This is a genomic window from Pseudomonas akapageensis (assembly GCF_011355085.1).
Classification (GTDB): Bacteria; Pseudomonadota; Gammaproteobacteria; order Pseudomonadales; family Pseudomonadaceae; genus Aquipseudomonas; species Aquipseudomonas akapageensis.
This window is the reverse complement of record NZ_VXCP01000001.1, coordinates 113,066-133,005: the sequence shown is the minus strand read 5'-3', so window position 1 is coordinate 133,005 and position 19,940 is coordinate 113,066. Positions and strand designations below refer to the sequence as shown.

General features: G+C 61.1%; 17 protein-coding genes and 1 riboswitch. Of the genes, 12 read left to right on the top strand and 5 right to left on the bottom strand.

All coding sequences use genetic code 11. The features are described 5' to 3' along the window. Positions 1 to 3: 3 nt before the first annotated feature. The 3 genes from F2S13_RS00575 to F2S13_RS00565 are packed head-to-tail and all read right to left on the bottom strand — an operon-like array spanning position 4 to position 2,375. Positions 4 to 816 carry an aldo/keto reductase gene (locus F2S13_RS00575; protein ID WP_166357945.1) on the bottom strand — a complete coding sequence of 271 codons (813 nt, stop codon included), beginning with the start codon at positions 814 to 816 and terminating at the stop codon, positions 4 to 6. Next, positions 813 to 1,988: an NAD(P)/FAD-dependent oxidoreductase gene (locus tag F2S13_RS00570; RefSeq protein ID WP_166357943.1), complete on the bottom strand. Its 1,176-nt coding sequence runs from the start codon at positions 1,986 to 1,988 to the stop codon at positions 813 to 815. Before F2S13_RS00570 ends, F2S13_RS00575 begins: the two co-directional genes overlap by 4 nt. A gap of 54 nt (positions 1,989 to 2,042) precedes the next feature. Next, entirely contained in the window at positions 2,043 to 2,375 is a 333-nt protein-coding gene (locus F2S13_RS00565; protein ID WP_166357941.1) for a DMT family transporter, read from the bottom strand. Positions 2,376 to 2,463: 88 nt separating this feature from the next. Here F2S13_RS00565 and F2S13_RS00560 point away from each other — a divergent pair, with 88 nt between their 5' ends. Continuing rightward, the gene (locus F2S13_RS00560) at positions 2,464 to 3,354 is read left to right on the top strand and encodes a LysR family transcriptional regulator (RefSeq protein WP_166357939.1); all 891 of its coding nucleotides are present in this window, start codon (positions 2,464 to 2,466) and stop codon (positions 3,352 to 3,354) included. Between the two features lie 14 nt (positions 3,355 to 3,368). Then, positions 3,369 to 4,652 (top strand): lipid IV(A) 3-deoxy-D-manno-octulosonic acid transferase, encoded by a 1,284-nt coding sequence (waaA, locus tag F2S13_RS00555; protein WP_166357937.1) that lies wholly within the window; start codon positions 3,369 to 3,371, stop codon positions 4,650 to 4,652. Here the strand turns inward: waaA and F2S13_RS00550 are convergent. Further along, complete coding sequence (locus tag F2S13_RS00550) at positions 4,646 to 6,133, bottom strand: TolC family outer membrane protein (protein ID WP_166357935.1); 1,488 nt, start codon at positions 6,131 to 6,133, stop codon at positions 4,646 to 4,648. The genes waaA and F2S13_RS00550 overlap by 7 nt on opposite strands. Positions 6,134 to 6,320: 187 nt before the next feature. Beyond that, positions 6,321 to 6,426: riboswitch (TPP riboswitch) on the top strand. 163 nt (positions 6,427 to 6,589) lie between these two features. Between F2S13_RS00550 and thiC the strand changes: the two genes are divergently transcribed. Together thiC and cytX are read left to right on the top strand one after the other, a co-directional pair. Further along, on the top strand, positions 6,590 to 8,479 hold the full coding sequence (gene thiC / locus F2S13_RS00545) for a phosphomethylpyrimidine synthase ThiC (RefSeq protein WP_166357933.1): 1,890 nt from the start codon (positions 6,590 to 6,592) through the stop codon (positions 8,477 to 8,479). A 101-nt stretch (positions 8,480 to 8,580) separates the two neighbouring features. Continuing rightward, entirely contained in the window at positions 8,581 to 9,918 is a 1,338-nt protein-coding gene (cytX, locus tag F2S13_RS00540) for a putative hydroxymethylpyrimidine transporter CytX (protein WP_246237665.1), read from the top strand. Here the strand turns inward: cytX and F2S13_RS00535 are convergent. Beyond that, positions 9,887 to 10,633, bottom strand: coding sequence for an RsiV family protein (locus F2S13_RS00535; protein ID WP_166357929.1), 747 nt, complete (start codon positions 10,631 to 10,633; stop codon positions 9,887 to 9,889). The two genes, cytX and F2S13_RS00535, sit on opposite strands and share 32 nt — an antisense overlap. Positions 10,634 to 10,836: 203 nt before the next feature. On the opposite strand from F2S13_RS00535, the gene F2S13_RS00530 reads away from it, so the two are divergent. The 8 genes from F2S13_RS00530 (at position 10,837) to F2S13_RS00495 (ending at position 19,815) form a co-directional block, all read left to right on the top strand. Next, positions 10,837 to 11,454, top strand: a complete 618-nt coding sequence (locus F2S13_RS00530; RefSeq protein ID WP_166357927.1) for an NUDIX domain-containing protein — start codon at positions 10,837 to 10,839, stop codon at positions 11,452 to 11,454. Further along, positions 11,445 to 11,897: a DUF1249 domain-containing protein gene (locus tag F2S13_RS00525; RefSeq protein WP_166357925.1), complete on the top strand. Its 453-nt coding sequence runs from the start codon at positions 11,445 to 11,447 to the stop codon at positions 11,895 to 11,897. Before F2S13_RS00530 ends, F2S13_RS00525 begins: the two co-directional genes overlap by 10 nt. Positions 11,898 to 12,117: 220 nt before the next feature. Next, entirely contained in the window at positions 12,118 to 12,921 is an 804-nt protein-coding gene (cpdA, locus tag F2S13_RS00520; protein ID WP_166357923.1) for a 3',5'-cyclic-AMP phosphodiesterase, read from the top strand. A 141-nt stretch (positions 12,922 to 13,062) separates the two neighbouring features. Then, entirely contained in the window at positions 13,063 to 13,671 is a 609-nt protein-coding gene (locus F2S13_RS00515) for a YqiA/YcfP family alpha/beta fold hydrolase (protein ID WP_166357921.1), read from the top strand. Between the two features lie 38 nt (positions 13,672 to 13,709). Next, entirely contained in the window at positions 13,710 to 15,614 is a 1,905-nt protein-coding gene (parE, locus tag F2S13_RS00510) for a DNA topoisomerase IV subunit B (RefSeq protein ID WP_166357919.1), read from the top strand. Further along, on the top strand, positions 15,614 to 16,597 hold the full coding sequence (locus tag F2S13_RS00505) for an esterase-like activity of phytase family protein (protein ID WP_166357917.1): 984 nt from the start codon (positions 15,614 to 15,616) through the stop codon (positions 16,595 to 16,597). The genes parE and F2S13_RS00505 overlap by 1 nt, the downstream gene beginning before the upstream one ends. A 78-nt stretch (positions 16,598 to 16,675) precedes the next feature. Beyond that, a complete protein-coding gene (parC, locus tag F2S13_RS00500) occupies positions 16,676 to 18,934 on the top strand; it encodes a DNA topoisomerase IV subunit A (protein ID WP_166357915.1) in 2,259 nt (752 codons plus the stop codon). A gap of 176 nt (positions 18,935 to 19,110) precedes the next feature. Continuing rightward, positions 19,111 to 19,815 carry a PqiC family protein gene (locus F2S13_RS00495; RefSeq protein WP_166357913.1) on the top strand — a complete coding sequence of 235 codons (705 nt, stop codon included), beginning with the start codon at positions 19,111 to 19,113 and terminating at the stop codon, positions 19,813 to 19,815. Positions 19,816 to 19,940 lie beyond the last annotated feature (125 nt).

Here is a 19,940-nt window from a genome sequence, read left to right as displayed (position 1 = left end):
GCACTAACGCTGGCGTAGTACGGCAGCGGCAGTGGCCACGTTATGGGCCAGGTGCACGGGATTGATGGTCCCGATGATCGCACTGGCAATGCCCGGATGGCCAAACAGCAATTCAAAGCTTGCCCGCACAGGATCGACGCCGGGACTCAGGCACACATGCCCACTGGCCAGGGCTTTCTTGACCAGAATGGCTTTGCCATGGGTGGCGGCGTAATCGATGACGGGTTTTTCGCTTTGCTCGTTCAGATTGTAGGTGACCATGGCGCAATCGCCTTGCTCAAGTGCCTTGAGACCACCTTCGACGGTTTTTCCGGAAAAGCCGTAGCCGCGGATCTTGCCTTCGCGCTTGAGTTCGGCAAGCGTTTCGTAGACACCGCAGTCGTTCAGAATACTCAGGTCATTGCCGTCGGAGTGGACGAGCACCAGGTCGATGAAGTCGGTTTCCAGTCGCTTCAGGCTGCGTTCCACGGAGAGACGGGTGTGCTGCGTGCTGAAATCGAAATGCGAAAGGCCATTCTCGAACTCCTCGCCCACCTTGCTGACAATCACCCAGTCTGTGCGTTGGCCGCGCAGCAGCGGGCCGAGACGCTCTTCGCTGCGTCCGTAGGCCGGGGCGGTATCGATCAGGTTGATGCCCAGTCCGCGCGCCTGATCGAGCAGCAGGCGTGCCTGCTGGTCATCGGGGATGGTGAAACCATTGGGGTATTTGACGCCTTGGTCGCGGCCCAGTTTGACCGTGCCCAGCCCGAGCGGAGAAACGCTCAGGCCGGTGCTGCCCAAGGGGCGGTGCAGATCGTGCAGGGTCGGCAGGGTCATGGCAGCAGTTGCTCCCAGACAGGTTGGGCGAGCGGTGGTTTAGGCAGCTCTGGCAGGGCCGGCAGGTTGCCGGGCTTGATCCCGTCACGTTCCAGGGCGCCCAGCACGCGGTCGGCGAAGTCCGGGGCCAGGGCCAGTTTGGTTGGCCAGCCGACCATCAATGACTGTTGTTCGGCCAGGAAGGCGTTGTCAGGCCGCACGAGCCCGGATTGTGCAGGTTCGGCGCGATCGACGCGCAGGGTCGCCCAGCGCACCTGACTGAGATCGATCCAGGGCAACAGATTGGAGATTTCTTTCCGCGCCGCCGCGATTTGCGCTTCAGGTTCGCGCGCGACCCCTTCGGCCTCGGCCAGGTCCCCACCCAGGTACCAGACCCACTGGCCATCGGCGGCCGGGTGAGTGGTAACGGTTACGCGCGGCTTCGGCCCGCCGCCCAGGCAGTGAGCATAGAGGGGTTTGAGGCTCGGCCCCTTGGCCAGCACCATGTGCAGAGGGCGTCTTTGCATGGCCGGCTGGTTCAGGCCCAAGGCTTCCAGCAGTTCGGCGTTGCCAGCGCCGGCACTCAGCACAATGCGCTGGGCGCGGATTTCGCGATCGTCCACGCGCAGCCCGACCAGCGTTTCGCCTTCTTTCAGGGGTTGGATTCGTTGGCCTGCCAGCAGGCTGTCGCCGGCGAGTTCCGCCAGGCGTTCGACCAGGCTGGGGACATCGATCACCAGTTCGGCCAAGCGGTAGACCTTGCCCTTGAATGCCCGGTCCTGCAGCGCCGGTGGCAGGTCCTGCCCCTTGACCTGATCGACACGGCCGCGCACGGCTTTGCTGGCGAAAAAGCTGGTCAGGTTGCCGGCCAACGTGCCCGGTGACCACAAGTAATGGGCTTCGGAAAGCAAGCGTACCCCCGACAAGTCCAGCTCTCCATTGCCCGCCAGCGCTTCACGCCAGCGACGGGGCATGTCGGCAATCGCCTCGGAGGCGCCGGTGAGGGCGCCATGCAGCGCATACTTGGCGCCGCCGTGAATGATGCCCTGAGACTTGAGGCTCTGCCCCCCGCCAAGGCTTGCGCTTTCCACCAGGACCGTCGAATAACCCAGCCGGCGCAGACGGGCATTGAGCCAGAGGCCGGCAACCCCTGCGCCGACAATCAATATGTCGGTGGAAATAACGGATGGCATGAATCGACCTCACAGGCTGGGACAGGAGCGCAGTATACAGCCTGATGCGTCAGATCAATGTCCGGCGGTTTTCGAGAACAACTGGATGACCACCACGCCGAGGACGATCAGGGCCATGCCTGCCATGGCTGGTACATCGAGCTTCTGCCCGTAGATGAACAAGGCGGCCACGCTGACCATGACAATGCCCATGCCGGCCCAGACCGCATACGCCACCCCAACCGGAATGCTGCGCACCACCAGTGTCAGCATCCAGAATGCCAGGGCATAGCCCGCGATCACCAGAATCAGCGGCAGCGGCGTACTGACGCCTTTGACGGCTTTCATGGAAACGGTGGCGATCACTTCCGCGCAGATGGCAATGGCCAGGTAGTAGTAGGCAGTCATGTCGTAATCTCCTCTGATGTGACTGGCATTCTAGAGGTTGCTCAGATGGGGTAAAGTCATTACCTATCTGATATGGAGATAGGTTGAGATGAGCGAACAATGGAATCTCGAGCAGATCCGTTTATTCGTCGACGTGGCGGAACAGCGCTCGTTTTCGGCTGTGGCGCGCAAGCAGCACAAGGCGCAGTCGGCTATCAGCAACGCAATCGCTATGCTGGAGGCTGATCTGGGCGTGACACTGTTCGAGCGCAGCAGCGGGCGTCAGCCGCGCCTGACCGAAGCGGGCAGCGTGTTGCTCGAAGAGGCGAGGGAGCTGATGCGTCAATGCGAGCGCCTGGACGGCCGTGCCTTGGCGCTGATGCGCGGGCAGGAGGCGCAGTTGCGGGTCGCCCAGGATGAAGCCATGCCCTATCAGCCGGTGCTCGACAGCCTGGATGAGCTGGCCGAGCGTTACCCGTTGGTCGAAGTCCAGCTGTCCAGCGGTGCACAGGGTGATGTGGCGCGCAAGTTGGTCGAACGCCGTGCAGACCTTGGCCTGCTGTTTCACCACGAGCAGATGCCGTCGGCGCTGGAGCGCCAGGCCCTGGGCAGTGTCGAGATGGTCACTGTATGTGCGGTCAACCACCCCCTGGCGACGCAAGCCTATGTCAGCCGCCAGCAATTGGCGCGCCACCGCCAGTTGCTGATTGCTCCACAGCAGAGTGGTTACCCCGGTGGTGAACCGATCAGTCCGCAAATCTGGCGCGCCGACAGCTTCTACGTCATGGCTGAGCTGTTGATGCGAGGCCTTGGCTGGGCCTGGCTGCCTCGGCATGTGGTGCAATACCCCGCCTACCAGGGCCAAATGGTGGAGCTTGCCAGTGAATGGACGCCCCCGGCGCTGGTAGTGGAGCTGGTCTGTCGCCGAGACGAACCGCTGGGCCCCGCCGCGCTCTGGCTTGCCGAGCGCTTTGCACTGCACTTGCGAGCCATTGGCTAGTACACTTCGGCGCCATGAATAGATCCCTTTATACCTTCTTGTTTCATCTCGGCTTGCCTCTGGTGGCGCTACGTCTGTACCTGCGCTCACGCAAGGCACCGGCCTATGCCCGGCGCATTGGCGAACGCTTCGCCTTTGGCTTGCCAGCCCTGCGTACCGGCGGCATCTGGGTGCATGCCGTATCGGTCGGCGAAAGCATCGCAGCCGCACCGATGATCCGGGCCTTGCTCGAGCGCTACCCTGATTTGCCGATTACCGTCACCTGCATGACACCGACCGGTTCAGAGCGCATCAAGGCGTTGTTCGCCGGTGAAAGCCGCATTCAACACTGCTATCTGCCCTATGACTTGCCGTGGGCGGCTTCGCGTTTTCTTGAGCGGATCCAGCCGAAACTGGCGGTGATCATGGAAACCGAATTGTGGCCCAACCATATCCATCAATGCGCCCTGCGCGGCATACCGGTGGCCCTGGCCAATGCGCGCCTGTCCGAGCGCTCGGCGCGCGGCTATGCGCGTTTTGCCGGTCTGACCCGGCCGATGCTTGAGGAAATGAGTTTCATCGCCGTCCAGACCGAAGCCGAAGCCGAGCGGTTTCGCCAGCTCGGGGCGCGTCCTGAATGTGTTGAAGTGACCGGTTCGATCAAGTTCGACCTGACCATCGATACACAGTTGCTCGAGCGCGCCGCGGACCTGCGCGAGCAGTGGCAGGCCAGCAAGCGTCCGGTATGGATCGCTGCCAGTACCCACGAAGGCGAGGATGAGGTGATATTGGCGGCGCATCGGCAATTATTGGCCAGCCACCCGGATACCCTGTTGATCCTGGTGCCGCGTCATCCCGAGCGCTTCAATGGGGTTTTCGATCTGTGCCAGCAACAAGGTTTCGCGACCGTGCGCCGCTCCAGCGGCCAGGCGGTCGCTGCACAGACTCAAGTCCTGCTTGGCGACACCATGGGCGAGTTGCTGTTTCTATATGCGCTGGCAGATAGCGCCTTCGTCGGCGGCAGCCTGGTCGCCAATGGCGGGCATAACCTTCTGGAGCCCGCTGCCTTGTCGAAGCCTGTCCTGAGCGGACCACACCTGTTCAACTTCCTTGAAATCGCCGCGATGTTGCGTGAGGCGGGGGCGCTGCAGGAAGTCGAGGATGCGGCCGGTCTGGCCGTGGCGGTACAGCGGCTGTTCGAGTTGCCGCAAGATGCCCGCAAGATGGGCGCGGCGGGGGTGGCGGTGATGCGTGCCAATCAAGGCGCCTTGCGGCGCCTGCTGGATGGCCTGGGGCGATTGCTCGGCCGGGCTCAATAGTCGGGATAGGTATCGGGATTGGAGCCATTGGGTCTGGCATTGTCAGGCTTGGCATTGTTGGGTCTGGAATTCAACTGCGCCGCTGCCGCCTTGGCCAGGTCCGGCGGCAGGAAGTCCTTGTCCGGGTTGTAGTCCGGCTTCAGGTAGGGGAGCAGGGCCTGCAGGTCCGAAGGGTTCAGGGTCCCGGCCGCTTGCTTGAGTCGCAGGTTGTCGAGGATGTAGTCGTAGCGAGCGTTGTTGTAGTCGCGTACCGAGGTATAGAGCGAGCGCTGGGCATCGAGTACGTCGACGATGTTGCGGGTACCCACCTGGTAGCCGATCTCGGTGGCTTCCAGAGCGCTCTGGTTGGAAATGATCGACTGTTTGCGCGCTTTCACCTGTTCGACGTCGGTGTTGACCGCGCGGTGCAGATCGCGGGTGTTTTCCACCACCTGGCGACGCAGGCTTTCGCGCTGTTGCTCGGTCTGGTTGAGTTGCTGGTACGCCTGGCGCACCTGTGAGCTGGTCAATCCGCCGCTGTAGATCGGAATGTTCAACTGCAGGCCGATACTGGTTTGCGCGATGTCACCATGCACATTCGCGGCCGGGTTGCTGAACCCGAGATTGTCATTGTCACCTTTCTGGTACTGGGCCACTGCATCGACAGTAGGCGCATGGCCAGCCTTGCGTTGACGCAGGGTCTCTTCGGCAGCGCTGACCGCGTAATTGGTCGCCAACAGGTTCAGGTTCTGCTGGGTGGCGGTGTCGACCCAGGCCTTGGCGTCATTCGGAGTCGGGGTCACTACGGGCAATGTATGGGACATGCCCTGGATCGAGATGTACTGACGGTTGGTGAAGGTGATCAGGGCCTCGAAGGCATCGTCGACCTGACGCTGGGACGTGATCCGGTTGGCCCGGGCGGTGTCATAGCTGGCCTGTGATTGCAGCACGTCGGTCTTGTCCGACAGGCCTACGTCGAAACGTTCGTTGGATTGATCCAGTTGGCGCTTGAACGCGGCTTCTTCGGCCTTGCTCGCAGCCAGGCCATCCTGGGCGCGCAATACGGAAAAGTAGTTTTCCGCGCTCTGCAGAATCACGTTCTGCTCGGTCGCCGAAAGTTGCAGGGCCGCCTGTTCATTGACCGCTTCTGCAGCCTGCAACTGGAACCAGCGTTCGGCATGGAAAACTGGCTGGGCCAACGTCGCCTGCCAGGACATGCCACTGCGTTTGGCGGTTATCGAGGGATCGTCGAATTCAGTGCGGGTATTGAGTGCATTGGCACCACCCGACAGGTTCGGCAGCAGGCCAGCACGGGCCTGGGGCACGATTTCTTTCTGGGCGGCATAGCCGGATTGGGCTGCGGCCAGGTCGGAGTTATTGTTGACGGCCTCCTGGTAGACGCTGACCAGGTCGGTCTTATTGGATAAGGGCGCTTCTACTGCCCAGACCAATCCGTTGGAAGCACAAGACACGGCGAGGGCCAGTGAAAGTTTGCGCAGCATAAGGCGATCCTTGGAGTGTGGAAAATACCAATGGCGAAAATTCGTCTGCCATTTTCAGAGCCACTTGGCTCCGCCAGCCCTGCGAGTGTAGTTGTCGCGGCATCCGGCAACAATCCACCATTTACGCCATTTATCGAACCTGATGACAGGGGGTTGGCGTTATGCGCAAGTTCTGTCTAGACTGGGCGCGTTCTTGTCGGGGTGCCTTGCGTTGAGGCTGAGATCGGATAATTCCGGATCCCGTTGAACCTGATCAGGTTAGCGCCTGCGTAGGGAACAAGATTTCTCGTCCTCCCGGCGAGTCCTCTTGTGCTTGGTCCGGGATTGTCGTTTCAGCCATTCACACAGGTTGAACAGGCATCGCCGAGACTCAGCACAGCACCATATATGGTGCGTCCGTGCCTTTCAGGTTCGCTCCGACATTCCACCGCCTGGATGCCGTCTGGAGAGCCTGTGATGAGTAAACAAGAAAAAAATATTGCCAACCTGAGTGAGTCGGCCAAAGTCGACCAACAGTCTGTGCAGCCTTTTACCCGTTCGCAAAAAATCTACGTGCAGGGCTCGCGCCCCGACATTCGCGTACCCATGCGCGAAATCAGCCTGGACGTGACCCCCACCGACTTCGGCGGCGAAATCAACGCACCGGTACTGGTCTATGACACCTCGGGCCCCTACACCGATCCTAACGTGCAGATCGACGTCCGCAAGGGCCTGGGCGATGTGCGCTCGGCCTGGATCGATGACCGTGGCGACACCGAGCGCCTGAGCGGCCTGAGCTCCAACTTCGGCCAGCAGCGCCTGAACGATGCCGAGCTCACCGCACTGCGCTTCGCTCATGTGAACAACCCGCGGCGGGCCAAGGCCGGCGCCAACGTCAGCCAGATGCACTATGCGCGCAAGGGCATCATCACCGCCGAGATGGAATACGTTGCCATCCGTGAAAACATGAAGCTGCAGGAAGCGCGTGCGGCGGGCCTGCTCAAGCAGCAGCACGCCGGTCACAGCTTCGGTGCGAGCATCCCCAAGGAGATCACTGCCGAGTTCGTTCGCGAGGAAATCGCCCGCGGCCGCGCGATCATTCCAGCCAACATCAACCACACCGAACTCGAGCCGATGATCATCGGCCGTAACTTCCTGGTGAAGATCAACGGCAACATCGGCAACAGCGCGCTGGGCTCTTCGATCGAAGAAGAAGTGGCCAAGCTGACCTGGGGCATTCGCTGGGGTTCGGACACGGTCATGGACCTGTCCACCGGCAAGCACATTCACGAAACCCGCGAGTGGATCATCCGCAACTCGCCGGTGCCGATCGGTACCGTGCCGATCTACCAGGCGCTGGAAAAGGTCAATGGCGTGGCCGAAGACCTGACCTGGGAGCTGTTCCGCGACACCCTGATCGAGCAGGCCGAGCAGGGCGTGGACTACTTCACCATTCATGCCGGCGTGTTGCTGCGCTACGTGCCGATGACCGCCAAACGCGTGACCGGGATCGTCAGTCGTGGCGGTTCGATCATGGCCAAGTGGTGCCTGGCACACCACAAGGAAAACTTCCTCTACACCCATTTCGAAGATATCTGCGAAATCATGAAGGCCTACGACGTCAGCTTCTCGCTCGGCGACGGCCTGCGTCCGGGCTCGATTGCCGATGCCAACGACGAAGCGCAGTTCGGTGAGCTGGAAACCCTTGGCGAGCTGACCAAGATCGCCTGGAAACACGACGTGCAGTGCATGATCGAAGGCCCGGGCCATGTGCCGATGCAGCTGATCAAGGAGAACATGGACAAGCAGCTCGAGTGCTGCGACGAGGCGCCGTTCTACACCCTCGGCCCACTGACCACCGACATCGCGCCAGGCTATGACCACATCACCTCGGGCATCGGTGCGGCGATGATCGGCTGGTTCGGTTGCGCCATGCTCTGCTATGTGACGCCCAAGGAACACTTGGGCTTGCCGAGCAAGGATGACGTCAAGACGGGTATCATCACCTACAAGATCGCTGCCCATGCCGCCGACCTGGCCAAAGGCCACCCCGGCGCGCAGATTCGCGACAATGCCTTGAGCAAGGCGCGCTTCGAGTTCCGCTGGGAAGACCAGTTCAACCTCGGCCTGGATCCGGATACCGCGCGCTCTTACCACGATGAAACCCTGCCGAAGGACTCGGCCAAGGTCGCGCACTTCTGCTCCATGTGCGGGCCGAAGTTCTGCTCGATGAAAATCACCCAGGAAGTGCGTGAGTACGCGGCCAACCAGCGTATCGACGCAGTGGATGTGGACGTCGAGGATGGCATGCGCGAGCAGGCCGAGCGGTTCCGCCAGGAAGGCAGCCAGTTGTACAAGAAGGTTTGATGTTTTGAGCTGATACCTGGGTTGTCTGTACGGACGCTATCGCGGGCAAGCCCGCTCCCACAGGGGTGAATATTTCCTCTGTGGGAGCGGGCTTGCCCGCGATGACGTCCGAAAGGCAACAAAAATGCCACTCTCTAGAGATACACCCCGTGAGCACACCCGGCACTTACTCCCCCGACCTCGCCGTGCCTTTGACCCAACGTGTCTTCGGCGCGCGCGATCTGTTTTCCCTGTGGTTCTCCCTCGGCATCGGCCTGATGGTGCTGCAGACCGGTGCCTTGCTGGCGCCCGGCCTGGGCCTGTCGGGGTCCTTGCTGGCCATTTTTCTTGGCACGGCGGTAGGCGTGCTATTACTGGCCTCGGTCGGCGTGATCGGCAGCGATACCGGCCTGTCGTCCATGGCCGCGCTCAAGCTCAGCCTGGGCAAGCATGGTGCGGCATTGCCGGCCGTGCTGAACCTGCTGCAGCTGATCGGCTGGGGTTCGTTCGAAATAATCGTGATGCGCGACGCCGCCAGCCTGTTGGGTGCCCGTGCGTTCACCGAGGGTAGCCTGTGGGCCAATCCATTGCTCTGGACGCTGTTTTTCGGCGCCCTGGCGACCCTGCTGGCGGTCAGCGGGCCACTGACCTTCGTGCGCCGGATCCTGCGCAAATGGGGTATCTGGCTGTTGCTCGCGGCCTGCCTGTGGCTGACCTGGAACCTGTTCGCCAAGGCCGACCTGGCTGCATTGTGGGCGCAAGCGGGCGATGGCTCGATGTCGTTCGCCGTCGGTTTCGACATCGCTATCGCCATGCCATTGTCCTGGTTGCCGCTGATCGCCGACTATTCGCGCTTCGGCCGCCGCGCCAAAAGTGTCTTCGGTGGGACGGCCGTGGGCTTTTTCATCGGTAACTTCTGGTTGATGAGCCTGGGCGTGGCCTACACCCTGGCCTTCGCGCCGAGTGGTGAAGTCAATGCCCTGCTGCTGGCGCTGGCCGGTGCCGGCCTGGGACTCCCGCTGCTGCTGATTCTGCTCGATGAGTCGGAAAACGCTTTCGCCGATATTCACTCGGCGGCGGTCTCCAGCAGTCTGCTTTCGCGCTTGAAGGTCGAACACCTGGCCCTGGCCATTGGCGTCATCTGCACGCTGATCGCCTGCCTGGCACCGCTGGCGCAATACCAGAACTTCCTGCTGCTGATTGGTTCGGTGTTCGCGCCGCTGTTCGGCGTCGTGCTGGTCGATCACTTCATCCTGCGTCGCCGCAGCGCCGAGGGTGTGGTCCGGGCCTTGCACGGGACGGCGCTATTGGCCTGGCTGGGCGGCGTCAGCACCTACCATTTGCTGGCCAACCTCTATCCTGATGTGGGGGCAACCCTGCCATCGCTGATTCTGGCAGGGTTGCTGCAATACCTGTTAGGGCGGGCCTTCAACCGCGGCCAGGAAAGAGTTCCGGCTTGAGAATGCCGTTCAGGCGCGGGTAAGGAATCTTCAGTTCAACGTGGCCCATGGAGTAGGGCGCGATGGTGTAAACGTTGTACTTGAGGATCACCGCGCCATAGGTCAGGGCGATATTCGGGGTTTGCTGGAAGGGCCAGGTTTTAACGAACTCTGCGTCCTGGTCCATCTTGACGCTGGCCAGCCAGGCTTTGTGAGCCAGTTGCGCGGTCTGCCAGAACGCCGCTTCCTGGCCAGGCACCAGCATGTCGTTCAGGGTCAACACCTTGTGCTGCTGACGCGAATAGTTGATGAAGCCGCGCCCCGGATTGCCATGGGCACCACCGGTGTCCAGGTAGCTGGACAATTCGATGATCACCAGCCCGTCATGCTGCTCGCGTACCTTGGCTTGCAGGTAGCTGCTGTGACGGCTGTCGGCTTGCGCCATGAATTGATCTTCGTAGGCCTTGAGTGAGGCGGGCGGCTGGTCGCCTGGCGAATTGACGGTCAGCTGCAGCAGGCGGCGTTCGACGATTGCATCCAGCGCGGGCTCGTCGGGAAAGTGCACGGTGTCGATGTTCACCAAGGGGCAGTCAGCCGTCGAACAACCGGGCTTGGTATGTTCCCAGGCATCGCGCTTGACCTCGAGCGGCGCTTGCATGCTGGGCTGGAACAGGCTTTGACAGGCGCCCATCGTCAGAGCGAGGAAAGCCACGGAGGCAAGTTTCAGTAGCGACATGGAGATCCTTGAGGGTAAGACGAAAGTTATCGTGCTTCGACTGTCGGCGACGCCTTCAGTTCGCCACTAAGCTAAATACTATCGATTCCACCGCTGGCCGCCTATCGTTGCCGCCCGGGGGGATTTCATCTATGGGGGCTGCGCCACAGCGATGTGCGCGTTAGGATGACCCGAAGTTGTAAGGTCGGGTAACGAGGGATTTCATGACTGACACCAATAACGCTGTTCCGACAGCCGTCGAGATTACCCGGCGCGAACATTGTTTCCAGGGATTTTACCGGCTTGATCGGGTGCATTTGCGTCACGAACTCTTTACCGGCGGCATGGGCAGGGAAATCAGCCGCGAGCTGTTCGTGCGCCATGATGCGGTCTGCGTCCTGCCGTACGACCCGCAGCGCGATGAAGTGGTGCTGATCGAGCAGTTCAGGGTCGGCGCGATGGGTAAAACCGAGAACCCCTGGCTGGTGGAACTGGTCGCTGGTCTGATCGACAAGGATGAACAACCGGAAGAAGTTGCGCACCGCGAAGCGCAGGAGGAAGCTGGGCTTGTGTTCAGTGCGCTGTGGCCGATGACCAAATATTTCCCGTCACCGGGCGGCAGCGACGAATACGTGCATCTGTATCTGGGGCGTTGCGACAGTGCTGGGGCGGGCGGTCTGCACGGTCTGGAGGAAGAGGGCGAAGATATTCGCGTGAAGGTCTGGGCATTCGAGGATGCCTTGCAGGCCGTACGCGATGGGCTAATCATCAATGCGGCAAGCATCATTGCCTTGCAATGGCTGGCCTTGAACCGCGATGAAGTCAGGGGGCTATGGTCGTGAATCTTTTGCGCGATCGCTACCGGGTCGATCTGGTTGGGTTGCAGGCTGCCTGCGAGGCTAACTATGCGCGTCTGATGCGCTTGTTGCCGGATATGCGCAACCAGCAACGCTCGCGCCGGATCGCCATGACCCAGGGGGACCAGATGCTAGGGGTGCTGGCACTCGAAGTGGTGCAGGCCTGCCCTTATACCACCACCCTGCGGATCCGCCAGGAGCATAGCCTGCCCTGGTTGCCGGTCCCGCAACTGGAGGTCCAGGTGTACCACGATGCACGCATGGCCGAGGTGATCAGTGCCGAACATGCCCGGCGCTTTCGCAGCATCTATCCCTATCCCAATGCCGCCATGCATCAGCCTGATGAGAAAGCTCAGCTGAATCTGTTCCTGGGTGAGTGGTTGAGCCATTGCCTGGCATGCGGGCACGAATACGAGTACGTCCGCTAGGCTTTGTACGAAAAGTGCCTGCGCGTCGATCATGCTGCGTTAAAAACAGGCTCGGAATGCTCATTTACAACCAGTAAACTCCGCTTCCTCGCCTGTTTTTGCCTTGCCTGATCGCCGCTCGGCTACTTTTCGTACAAATCCTAGGGCGGTCGGTTTCTCGGGTTTGCCCTGACGAGTCATCCCCACCATAATCGCGCTGAATCCGTTCAGGGAGACAGCCTTGTCTTTAACTGCCGACTCACCGGTGCTGCTGGTGCAACTGTCCGATAGCCATTTGTTCGCCGAGGCGGATGGTTCGCTGCTGGGCATGAAAACTGCTGTAAGCCTGCAGCGTGTGGTAGAGCGCGTTTTGCAAGAACAACCGCAGGTCGATCTGCTGTTGGCGACCGGCGACCTGTCGCAGGACGGAACCCAGGAATCCTATCGGCGATTTCGTCAACTGACGGCGCAGATCCCGGCGCCCGCCCGCTGGCTTTGCGGCAACCACGATGAGCGCGCGCAGATGGCAGAAGTGGCCGCGGGCAGCGATCTGCTCCAACCGGTCGTGGACATCGGCAACTGGCGTATTACCCTGCTCGATTCAGCGGTACCGGGTTCGGTCCCGGGATACCTGGACGACGATCAATTGCAGCTGCTGGCTCAGTCCTTGAGTGAAACGCCAGAACGCCATCACCTGATTTGCTTCCATCATCAGCCGGTCCCCATCGATTGTGCCTGGATGGACCCTATTGGTTTACGCAATCCACATGCGCTGTTCGACGTGCTGGATCGCTTCCCTCAGGTCCGGGCATTGCTGTGGGGGCATATTCATCAAGAGCTGGATCGCGAGCGCAATGGCGTCCGGTTGCTCGCTTCGCCTTCCACCTGCATTCAGTTCGAGCCGCGCAGTGAAGAGTTCAAGCTGGATGACAAGGCGCCAGGTTACCGCTGGCTGCGGCTGCATGCCGACGGTCGCCTGGAAACCGGGGTTTCTCGCCTGACCGATTTCACCTTTGTCCCGGACTATGAAAGCAGCGGCTATTGAGGGGGCTTTCGCTTTTATCATTGCGAAACGTCTGAAGGTGACTTATCCGGTTCCCGGCAGGCTAAACTGCGCGTCTTTGCGTGCACTTCACAGGTGCCGGGCGCATTAGTGGCGTTTTCTTTTTTTGTGGGCGGGGGCGGTATGTCGGCTTCGATTCTCTATATTCATGGTTTCAACAGTGCGCCAGCCTCGCACAAAGCCTGTCAGCTGATCGCCGTAATGCAACGCCTGGGCCTGGCCGATCGGCTGCAGGTGCCGGCGTTGCACCACCACCCGCGGCAGGCGATAGCACAACTGGAAAGCGCTATCGAAGCGCTCGGCCGTCCGCTGCTGGTCGGCAGCTCGCTTGGCGGCTACTATGCGACTCACTTGGCCGAGCGCCATGGCCTCAAGGCCCTACTGATCAACCCGGCGGTCAATCCGCATCAGTTGTTCGATGGCTACCTTGGCCCTCAACAGAATCTCTACACCGGGGAAACCTGGGAATTGACCCACGATCATGTCCGGGCCCTGGCTGAACTCGAGGTGGCGGCGCCGCAAGACGCCCAGCGGTTCCAGGTGTGGTTGCAAACGGCCGATGAAACCCTGGATTATCGCCGCGCCGAGCAGTTCTACCGGGCGTGCGCCTTACGTATCCAGGCCGGAGGCGATCATGGTTTCATCGGTTTTGCCGAGCGGCTGCCGGCGTTGTTGAGCTTTGCCGGTATTTCTGCACAGCAGTACCAGGATCTCGATTTTTCTGTATTTTGATTTTTTCTATTTTCACGAACGACTGACGACGAGAACCCATGGCCAATCCCAGCGCTAGCTCTTATAACGCAGACGCCATCGAAGTCCTCTCGGGCCTCGACCCGGTGCGCAAGCGACCGGGCATGTACACCGACACCAGCCGGCCGAACCACCTCGCCCAGGAAGTCATCGACAACAGTGTCGACGAAGCGCTGGCCGGGCATGCGAAGTCGGTGCAGGTCATCCTGCACGCCGATCATTCTCTTGAGGTATCCGACGATGGCCGGGGCATGCCGGTCGATATTCACCCCGAAGAAGGGGTGTCCGGCGTTGAGCTGATCCTGACCAAGTTGCATGCCGGCGGCAAGTTCTCGAACAAGAACTACCAGTTTTCCGGTGGTCTGCACGGGGTGGGTATTTCCGTGGTCAACGCGCTGTCGACCCAGGTTCGGGTCCGCGTCAAGCGCGACGGCAATGAATATCAGATGACCTTCGCCGATGGCTACAAGGCTTCCGAGCTCGAAGTGATCGGCACGGTCGGCAAGCGCAACACCGGGACCAGCGTGTATTTTGCTCCGGATCCCAAGTATTTCGATTCACCGAAATTCTCCATCAGCCGCCTCAAGCACGTGCTCAAGGCCAAGGCCGTGCTGTGTCCGGGGCTGCTGGTCAGCTTCGAGGACAAGTCCACCGGTGAGCGTGTCGAATGGCACTACGAAGATGGCCTGCGCTCTTATCTGGTCGATGCCGTCAGCGATTTTGCCCGCCTGCCGGATGAGCCGTTCTGCGGCAGCCTGGCCGGAAACAAGGAAGCGGCCGACTGGGCCTTGCTGTGGTTGCCCGAAGGTGGCGACAGCGTCCAGGAAAGCTACGTCAACCTGATCCCCACGGCCCAGGGTGGTACCCACGTCAATGGCCTGCGCCAGGGCTTGCTCGACGCCATGCGCGAATTCTGCGAGTTCCGCAACTTGCTGCCGCGCGGGGTCAAGCTCGCGCCGGAGGATGTCTGGGAGCGCATCGCTTTCGTATTGTCGATGAAAATGCAGGAGCCGCAGTTCTCCGGTCAGACCAAGGAGCGACTGTCATCGCGTGAAGCCGCGGCGTTTGTCTCCGGTGTCGTCAAGGACGCCTTCAGCCTCTGGCTCAACGCGCACCCCGAGCTGGGCATGCAGCTGGCAGAGCTGGCCATCAGCAACGCCGGTCGTCGACTCAAGGCCAGCAAGAAGGTCGAGCGCAAGCGCATTACCCAAGGGCCGGCCTTGCCGGGCAAGCTGGCCGATTGCGCCGGGCAGGATCCGATGCGCGCCGAGCTGTTCCTGGTCGAGGGTGATTCGGCCGGTGGTTCGGCCAAACAGGCGCGGGACAAGGAGTTCCAGGCCATCCTGCCGCTGCGTGGCAAGATCCTCAACACCTGGGAAGTCGACGGCAGCGAAGTGCTCGCCAGCCAGGAAGTGCATAACATCGCCGTGGCGGTGGGTATCGATCCGGGTTCCAACGATTTGAGCCAGTTGCGCTACGGCAAGATCTGCATTCTCGCCGACGCCGACTCGGACGGCTTGCACATTGCCACGCTGCTCTGCGCGCTGTTCGTCCAGCATTTCCGCCCGCTGGTGGATGCCGGGCATGTCTACGTGGCAATGCCGCCGTTGTACCGGATCGACCTGGGCAAGGAGATTTACTACGCCCTGGATGAAGCCGAGCGCGACGGTATTCTCGATCGCTTGGTGGCCGAGAAAAAACGTGGCAAGCCGCAGGTCACCCGATTCAAGGGCCTGGGTGAAATGAACCCGCCGCAGTTGCGCGAAACCACCATGGATCCCAATACCCGGCGCCTGGTCCAGTTGACCCTGGACGATTTCGCCCAGGCCTCGGAAATCATGGATATGCTGCTGGCCAAGAAACGTGCAGGCGATCGCAAGAACTGGCTAGAGTCCAAAGGCAACCTGGCCGAGGTCCTGACCTGATGCGGCATGCATTGGCAGCAATGTTGCTGCTGATTGCATTGCCGGTGCTGGCCGAGCCCTGGCCTGAGTTGAAGCTGGTTTCCGAGCATCCCGTTGAAGGCATGCGCGGCGGCAATCTCTCGGGCCTGGCCTGGTGCAGCAATGCCTTGTGGACCATCTCGGACCGTGACGATGAGTTGCTCTATCGTCTCGATACCTCCGAGAGCACCTGGAAGGCCGAGCCGATCCGGATCGAGGTGCCACCTGTGCCTGATAGTGGTCTGCCCTGGGGGTTGCGTTCGCGTACCTGGGCGGCGTCCTTTATCCGTGGCGGCGATCTGGACTTCGAAGGGATAAGCTGCGACGCGGCGGGCAATCGCTACATTGTCAGCGAGGCGCATGCGGCGGTCCTGCAGGTGCCGGTCCAAGGCGCACCCAATTGGCTGAGCATATCGCCAACCATGGTCCGTCAGGCACGTGGCAGCGGTATGCTGCTGCACTTCAATGGCTTGTTCGAAGGGATTGCAGTGAACCCGGCGGGTGACCGCATCTGGCTGGCAGCCGAGCGCGAGCGCCGTGGGCTGCTGATGATCCAGCGCCGGCAAACGATCTGGGATTGCAATGGTGGCTGTGTGCTGTTGAGCGAAGCCGGGCTGGAACAGCAATCCGAGCAAATGCCCAATCCGAAGCCGGTAGCGCGAGACTTTGCCGACCTGTCCATTTTCAATAACAAGCTGTTTACCCTTGAGCGCAATGCCTTCCGGATCTGTCGTCGAGATCTGGCCAGCGCCCGGGTCGAGCGCTGCTGGTCGTTCGCCGCCGAAGGGCTGGCCGACGGGCGTCGCTACACCCAGCCATTTGGGCTGGCCGAGGCATTGGTGATCGATGCGCAAGGCGCCTGGATCGGTCTGGATAACAATGAGCGTCCACGCGAAGATGGCGATAAACGCCCCATTGTCTGGCGCTTCGCTGCACCCAAGGGTGGCTGGAGTGCCAAGTTGTGAACGCATTGAAACTACTTGAGTTTACCCAGTGTGGTGGCGCCTTGCTATCGCACCTGACCACGAAATGATGAGGCCCGCATGAGCGACTCCCTTGATCTCAGCCTCGAAGGCGTAGAACGCCGGTCACTGGCTGACTTCACCGAACAGGCCTACCTCAACTACTCCATGTACGTGATCATGGACCGTGCCCTGCCGCATATCGGCGACGGCCTGAAACCGGTACAGCGGCGTATCGTCTACGCCATGAGCGAGTTGGGGCTCGATGCCGACTCCAAGCACAAGAAGTCCGCACGTACCGTGGGCGATGTGCTCGGTAAATTCCACCCGCACGGCGATTCTGCCTGTTACGAAGCCATGGTGCTGATGGCGCAGCCGTTCAGCTATCGCTACACGCTAGTCGACGGTCAGGGCAACTGGGGGGCGCCGGATGATCCGAAGTCCTTCGCTGCCATGCGTTATACCGAGGCGCGGCTGTCGCGCTATTCGGAAGTACTGCTCAGTGAGCTCGGGCAGGGCACGGCCGATTGGGTGCCGAATTTCGACGGCACGCTCAACGAACCGTCGGTTCTGCCGGCACGCCTGCCCAACATCCTGCTCAACGGCACCACAGGTATTGCCGTGGGCATGGCCACCGACGTGCCGCCGCACAACCTGCGCGAAGTCGCCTCGGCCTGCGTGCGCCTGCTCGATGAGCCCAAGGCGACCGTCGAGCAGCTTTGTGAACATATACAGGGCCCGGACTATCCGACCGAAGCGGAAATCATCACGCCGCGCGCCGAACTGCTGAAAATCTACGAGAGCGGTCGTGGTTCCGTGCGCATGCGTGCGGTGTATCGCATCGAAGACGGCGATATCGTGGTTACCGCCTTGCCGCACCAGGTCTCCGGGGCCAAGGTGCTGGAGCAGATCGCTGCCCAGATGCAAGCCAAGAAGCTGCCGATGGTCGCCGACCTGCGCGATGAGTCGGACCATGAGAACCCGTGCCGGATCGTGATCATTGCGCGCTCCAACCGGGTCGATCTCGACGAATTGATGCAGCATTTGTTCGCCACTACCGATCTTGAGTCCAGCTATCGGGTCAACATCAATATCATTGGCCTGGACGGTCGTCCGCAGCTCAAGAACCTGCGTGCGCTGCTGGTCGAATGGCTGGAGTTTCGCGTCAACACCGTGCGTCGTCGCCTGCAGTTCCGCCTGGACAAGGTCGAGCGTCGCCTGCACCTGTTGGACGGCTTGCTGGTGGCCTTCCTCAACCTGGATGAAGTGATCCACATCATTCGTACCGAGGACCAACCCAAGGCCGTACTGATCGAGCGCTTTGCCCTCACCGAGATCCAGGCCGATTACATCCTCGACACCCGCCTGCGTCAGCTGGCGCGCCTCGAAGAGATGAAAATCCGCAATGAGCAGGAAGAGCTGGCCAAGGAGCAGGCGAAGTTGATCGCCTTGCTCGGCAGCGAAACCAAGTTGCGCAAGCTGGTGCGCACCGAGCTGATCAAGGACGCCGAAACCTACGGTGACGACCGTCGCTCGCCGATCGTCGAGCGTGCCGAAGCCAAGGCGCTGTCCGAAAACGAGCTGATGCCGACCGAGCCGGTCACCGTGGTACTTTCCGAGAAAGGCTGGGTGCGTTGCGCCAAGGGCCATGATATCGATGCCACGGGCTTGTCCTACAAGGCGGGGGACGGCTTCAAGACAGCCGCCGCAGGGCGTTCCAACCAGTTTGCCGTATTCATCGACTCGACCGGACGCAGTTACTCGGTTGCCGCACACACCCTGCCGTCTGCCCGCGGTCAGGGCGAGCCGTTGACCGGCCGTCTGACGCCGCCACCGGGAGCAGGTTTCGAGTGCGTCCTGCTGCCGGACGATGATGCCTTGTATGTCATTGCTTCCGACGCGGGTTACGGCTTCGTGGTCAAGGGCGAAGACCTGCAGGCCAAGAACAAGGCGGGCAAGGCATTGCTCAGCTTGCCCAATGGCGCCAAGGTGATCAGCCCGCGCCCAGTGGCCGATCGCGAGCAGAACTGGCTGGCAGCAGTGACGACCGAAGGTCGCCTGTTGATTTTCAAAGTCGCCGATCTGCCCCAGCTGGGTAAAGGGAAGGGCAACAAAATCATTGGCATTCCGGGTGAGCGAGTTGCCAGCCGTGAGGAATACGTCACGGATTTGGCGGTCATTCCCGAGGGTGCAACCCTTGTATTGCAGGCCGGCAAGCGTACGCTATCGCTTAAGGCCGATGACCTCGAACACTACAAGGGAGAGCGTGGCCGTCGGGGCAATAAACTGCCACGTGGCTTCCAGAGAGTAGACGCATTACTCGTCGAAAACGCTAACTAATTCGATTTAGAGCCTCCGATCGGTGTTTTTAAGCGTCGATCGGTCGTTAAGCGCTGGAGTCACGACGCATATTCACGGATGATATGCCATCTTGCGGTACCGGCGTGGCCGAGTACCCGGACGAATTCATTGAGTATCACTGCGGCTCGCCTTTTGGATGCCGCCTGGATGGGATGATGACTGTTTCACGCCTTCCTTTTGTTTTTCTGCTGACTGGCCTGCTGGGTCTGGCCGGCTGCAGCGTGCACGAACCTGTTGCACTGTATCAGCTCGACAGTGGCAAGCCAGAGCAGCCAAAACAGAGCGCCGGCATGGCCGTATTGCTGGGGCCCGTTTCGGTTGCCGATTACCTGCAGCGTGAAACCTTGCTGCAACGCCAGCCTGATGGCAGCCTGACCGCAGCGACCGATGGGCGCTGGGCTGGCAGCCTGTCGGCGGACATTGACCAGCTGCTGGTACGCCAGTTGGCCTGGCGTCTGGACAGCCAGCGCGTAGTGCTCGCCCCGGCTACTACGGGCTTCACCCCGGATGTTCAAGTCCTGCTGTCGATCACTCGCCTGGACTCGGGCGTCAACCAGCCGGCAATCCTGGATGCCCAGTGGCGCCTGGTCGACCGTCGTGGTCAGGTACGCGACAACCGTATCGTGCACCTCGAAGAACCACACCAGGGCAGCTCTTCGGCCCAGGTTCAGGCCCAGGGCGTGCTGTTGCAGCGCCTGGCCGAGCAGCTCAGCGCAGCGGTCAAGCCGCTGGCCAATCAGCCGGCGAACGTAGAGGAGCCTCGCAAGGCTGCCCCGGTCCAGGTGCGTAAGGAGCAGGAAAAGCCCAAGATTCCTCTGGCTGCGCCGATCCGGACGGATATGGAAGTGTTTCGCTTCTAAATAGAAAAGCCCGCATCGAGATGCGGGCTTTTTTTTGTTTGGATTCTTGGCTATCTCGTTCCCACGCTCTGCGTGGGGACGCCGCGTAAGACGCTCCAGTGACGACGCATCAGAGCGCGACGCAG

Coding starts and splice junctions, on each gene's coding strand:
- F2S13_RS00575 (WP_166357945.1), bottom strand. CDS start 816: ATGACCCTGCCGACCCTGCACGATCTGCACCGCCCCTTGGGCAGCACC.
- F2S13_RS00570 (WP_166357943.1), bottom strand. CDS start 1,988: ATGCCATCCGTTATTTCCACCGACATATTGATTGTCGGCGCAGGGGTT.
- F2S13_RS00565 (WP_166357941.1), bottom strand. CDS start 2,375: ATGACTGCCTACTACTACCTGGCCATTGCCATCTGCGCGGAAGTGATC.
- F2S13_RS00560 (WP_166357939.1), top strand. CDS start 2,464: ATGAGCGAACAATGGAATCTCGAGCAGATCCGTTTATTCGTCGACGTG.
- waaA (WP_166357937.1), top strand. CDS start 3,369: ATGAATAGATCCCTTTATACCTTCTTGTTTCATCTCGGCTTGCCTCTG.
- F2S13_RS00550 (WP_166357935.1), bottom strand. CDS start 6,133: ATGCTGCGCAAACTTTCACTGGCCCTCGCCGTGTCTTGTGCTTCCAAC.
- thiC (WP_166357933.1), top strand. CDS start 6,590: ATGAGTAAACAAGAAAAAAATATTGCCAACCTGAGTGAGTCGGCCAAA.
- cytX (WP_246237665.1), top strand. CDS start 8,581: ATGACGTCCGAAAGGCAACAAAAATGCCACTCTCTAGAGATACACCCC.
- F2S13_RS00535 (WP_166357929.1), bottom strand. CDS start 10,633: ATGTCGCTACTGAAACTTGCCTCCGTGGCTTTCCTCGCTCTGACGATG.
- F2S13_RS00530 (WP_166357927.1), top strand. CDS start 10,837: ATGACTGACACCAATAACGCTGTTCCGACAGCCGTCGAGATTACCCGG.
- F2S13_RS00525 (WP_166357925.1), top strand. CDS start 11,445: ATGGTCGTGAATCTTTTGCGCGATCGCTACCGGGTCGATCTGGTTGGG.
- F2S13_RS00515 (WP_166357921.1), top strand. CDS start 13,063: ATGTCGGCTTCGATTCTCTATATTCATGGTTTCAACAGTGCGCCAGCC.
- parE (WP_166357919.1), top strand. CDS start 13,710: ATGGCCAATCCCAGCGCTAGCTCTTATAACGCAGACGCCATCGAAGTC.
- F2S13_RS00505 (WP_166357917.1), top strand. CDS start 15,614: ATGCGGCATGCATTGGCAGCAATGTTGCTGCTGATTGCATTGCCGGTG.
- parC (WP_166357915.1), top strand. CDS start 16,676: ATGAGCGACTCCCTTGATCTCAGCCTCGAAGGCGTAGAACGCCGGTCA.
- F2S13_RS00495 (WP_166357913.1), top strand. CDS start 19,111: ATGACTGTTTCACGCCTTCCTTTTGTTTTTCTGCTGACTGGCCTGCTG.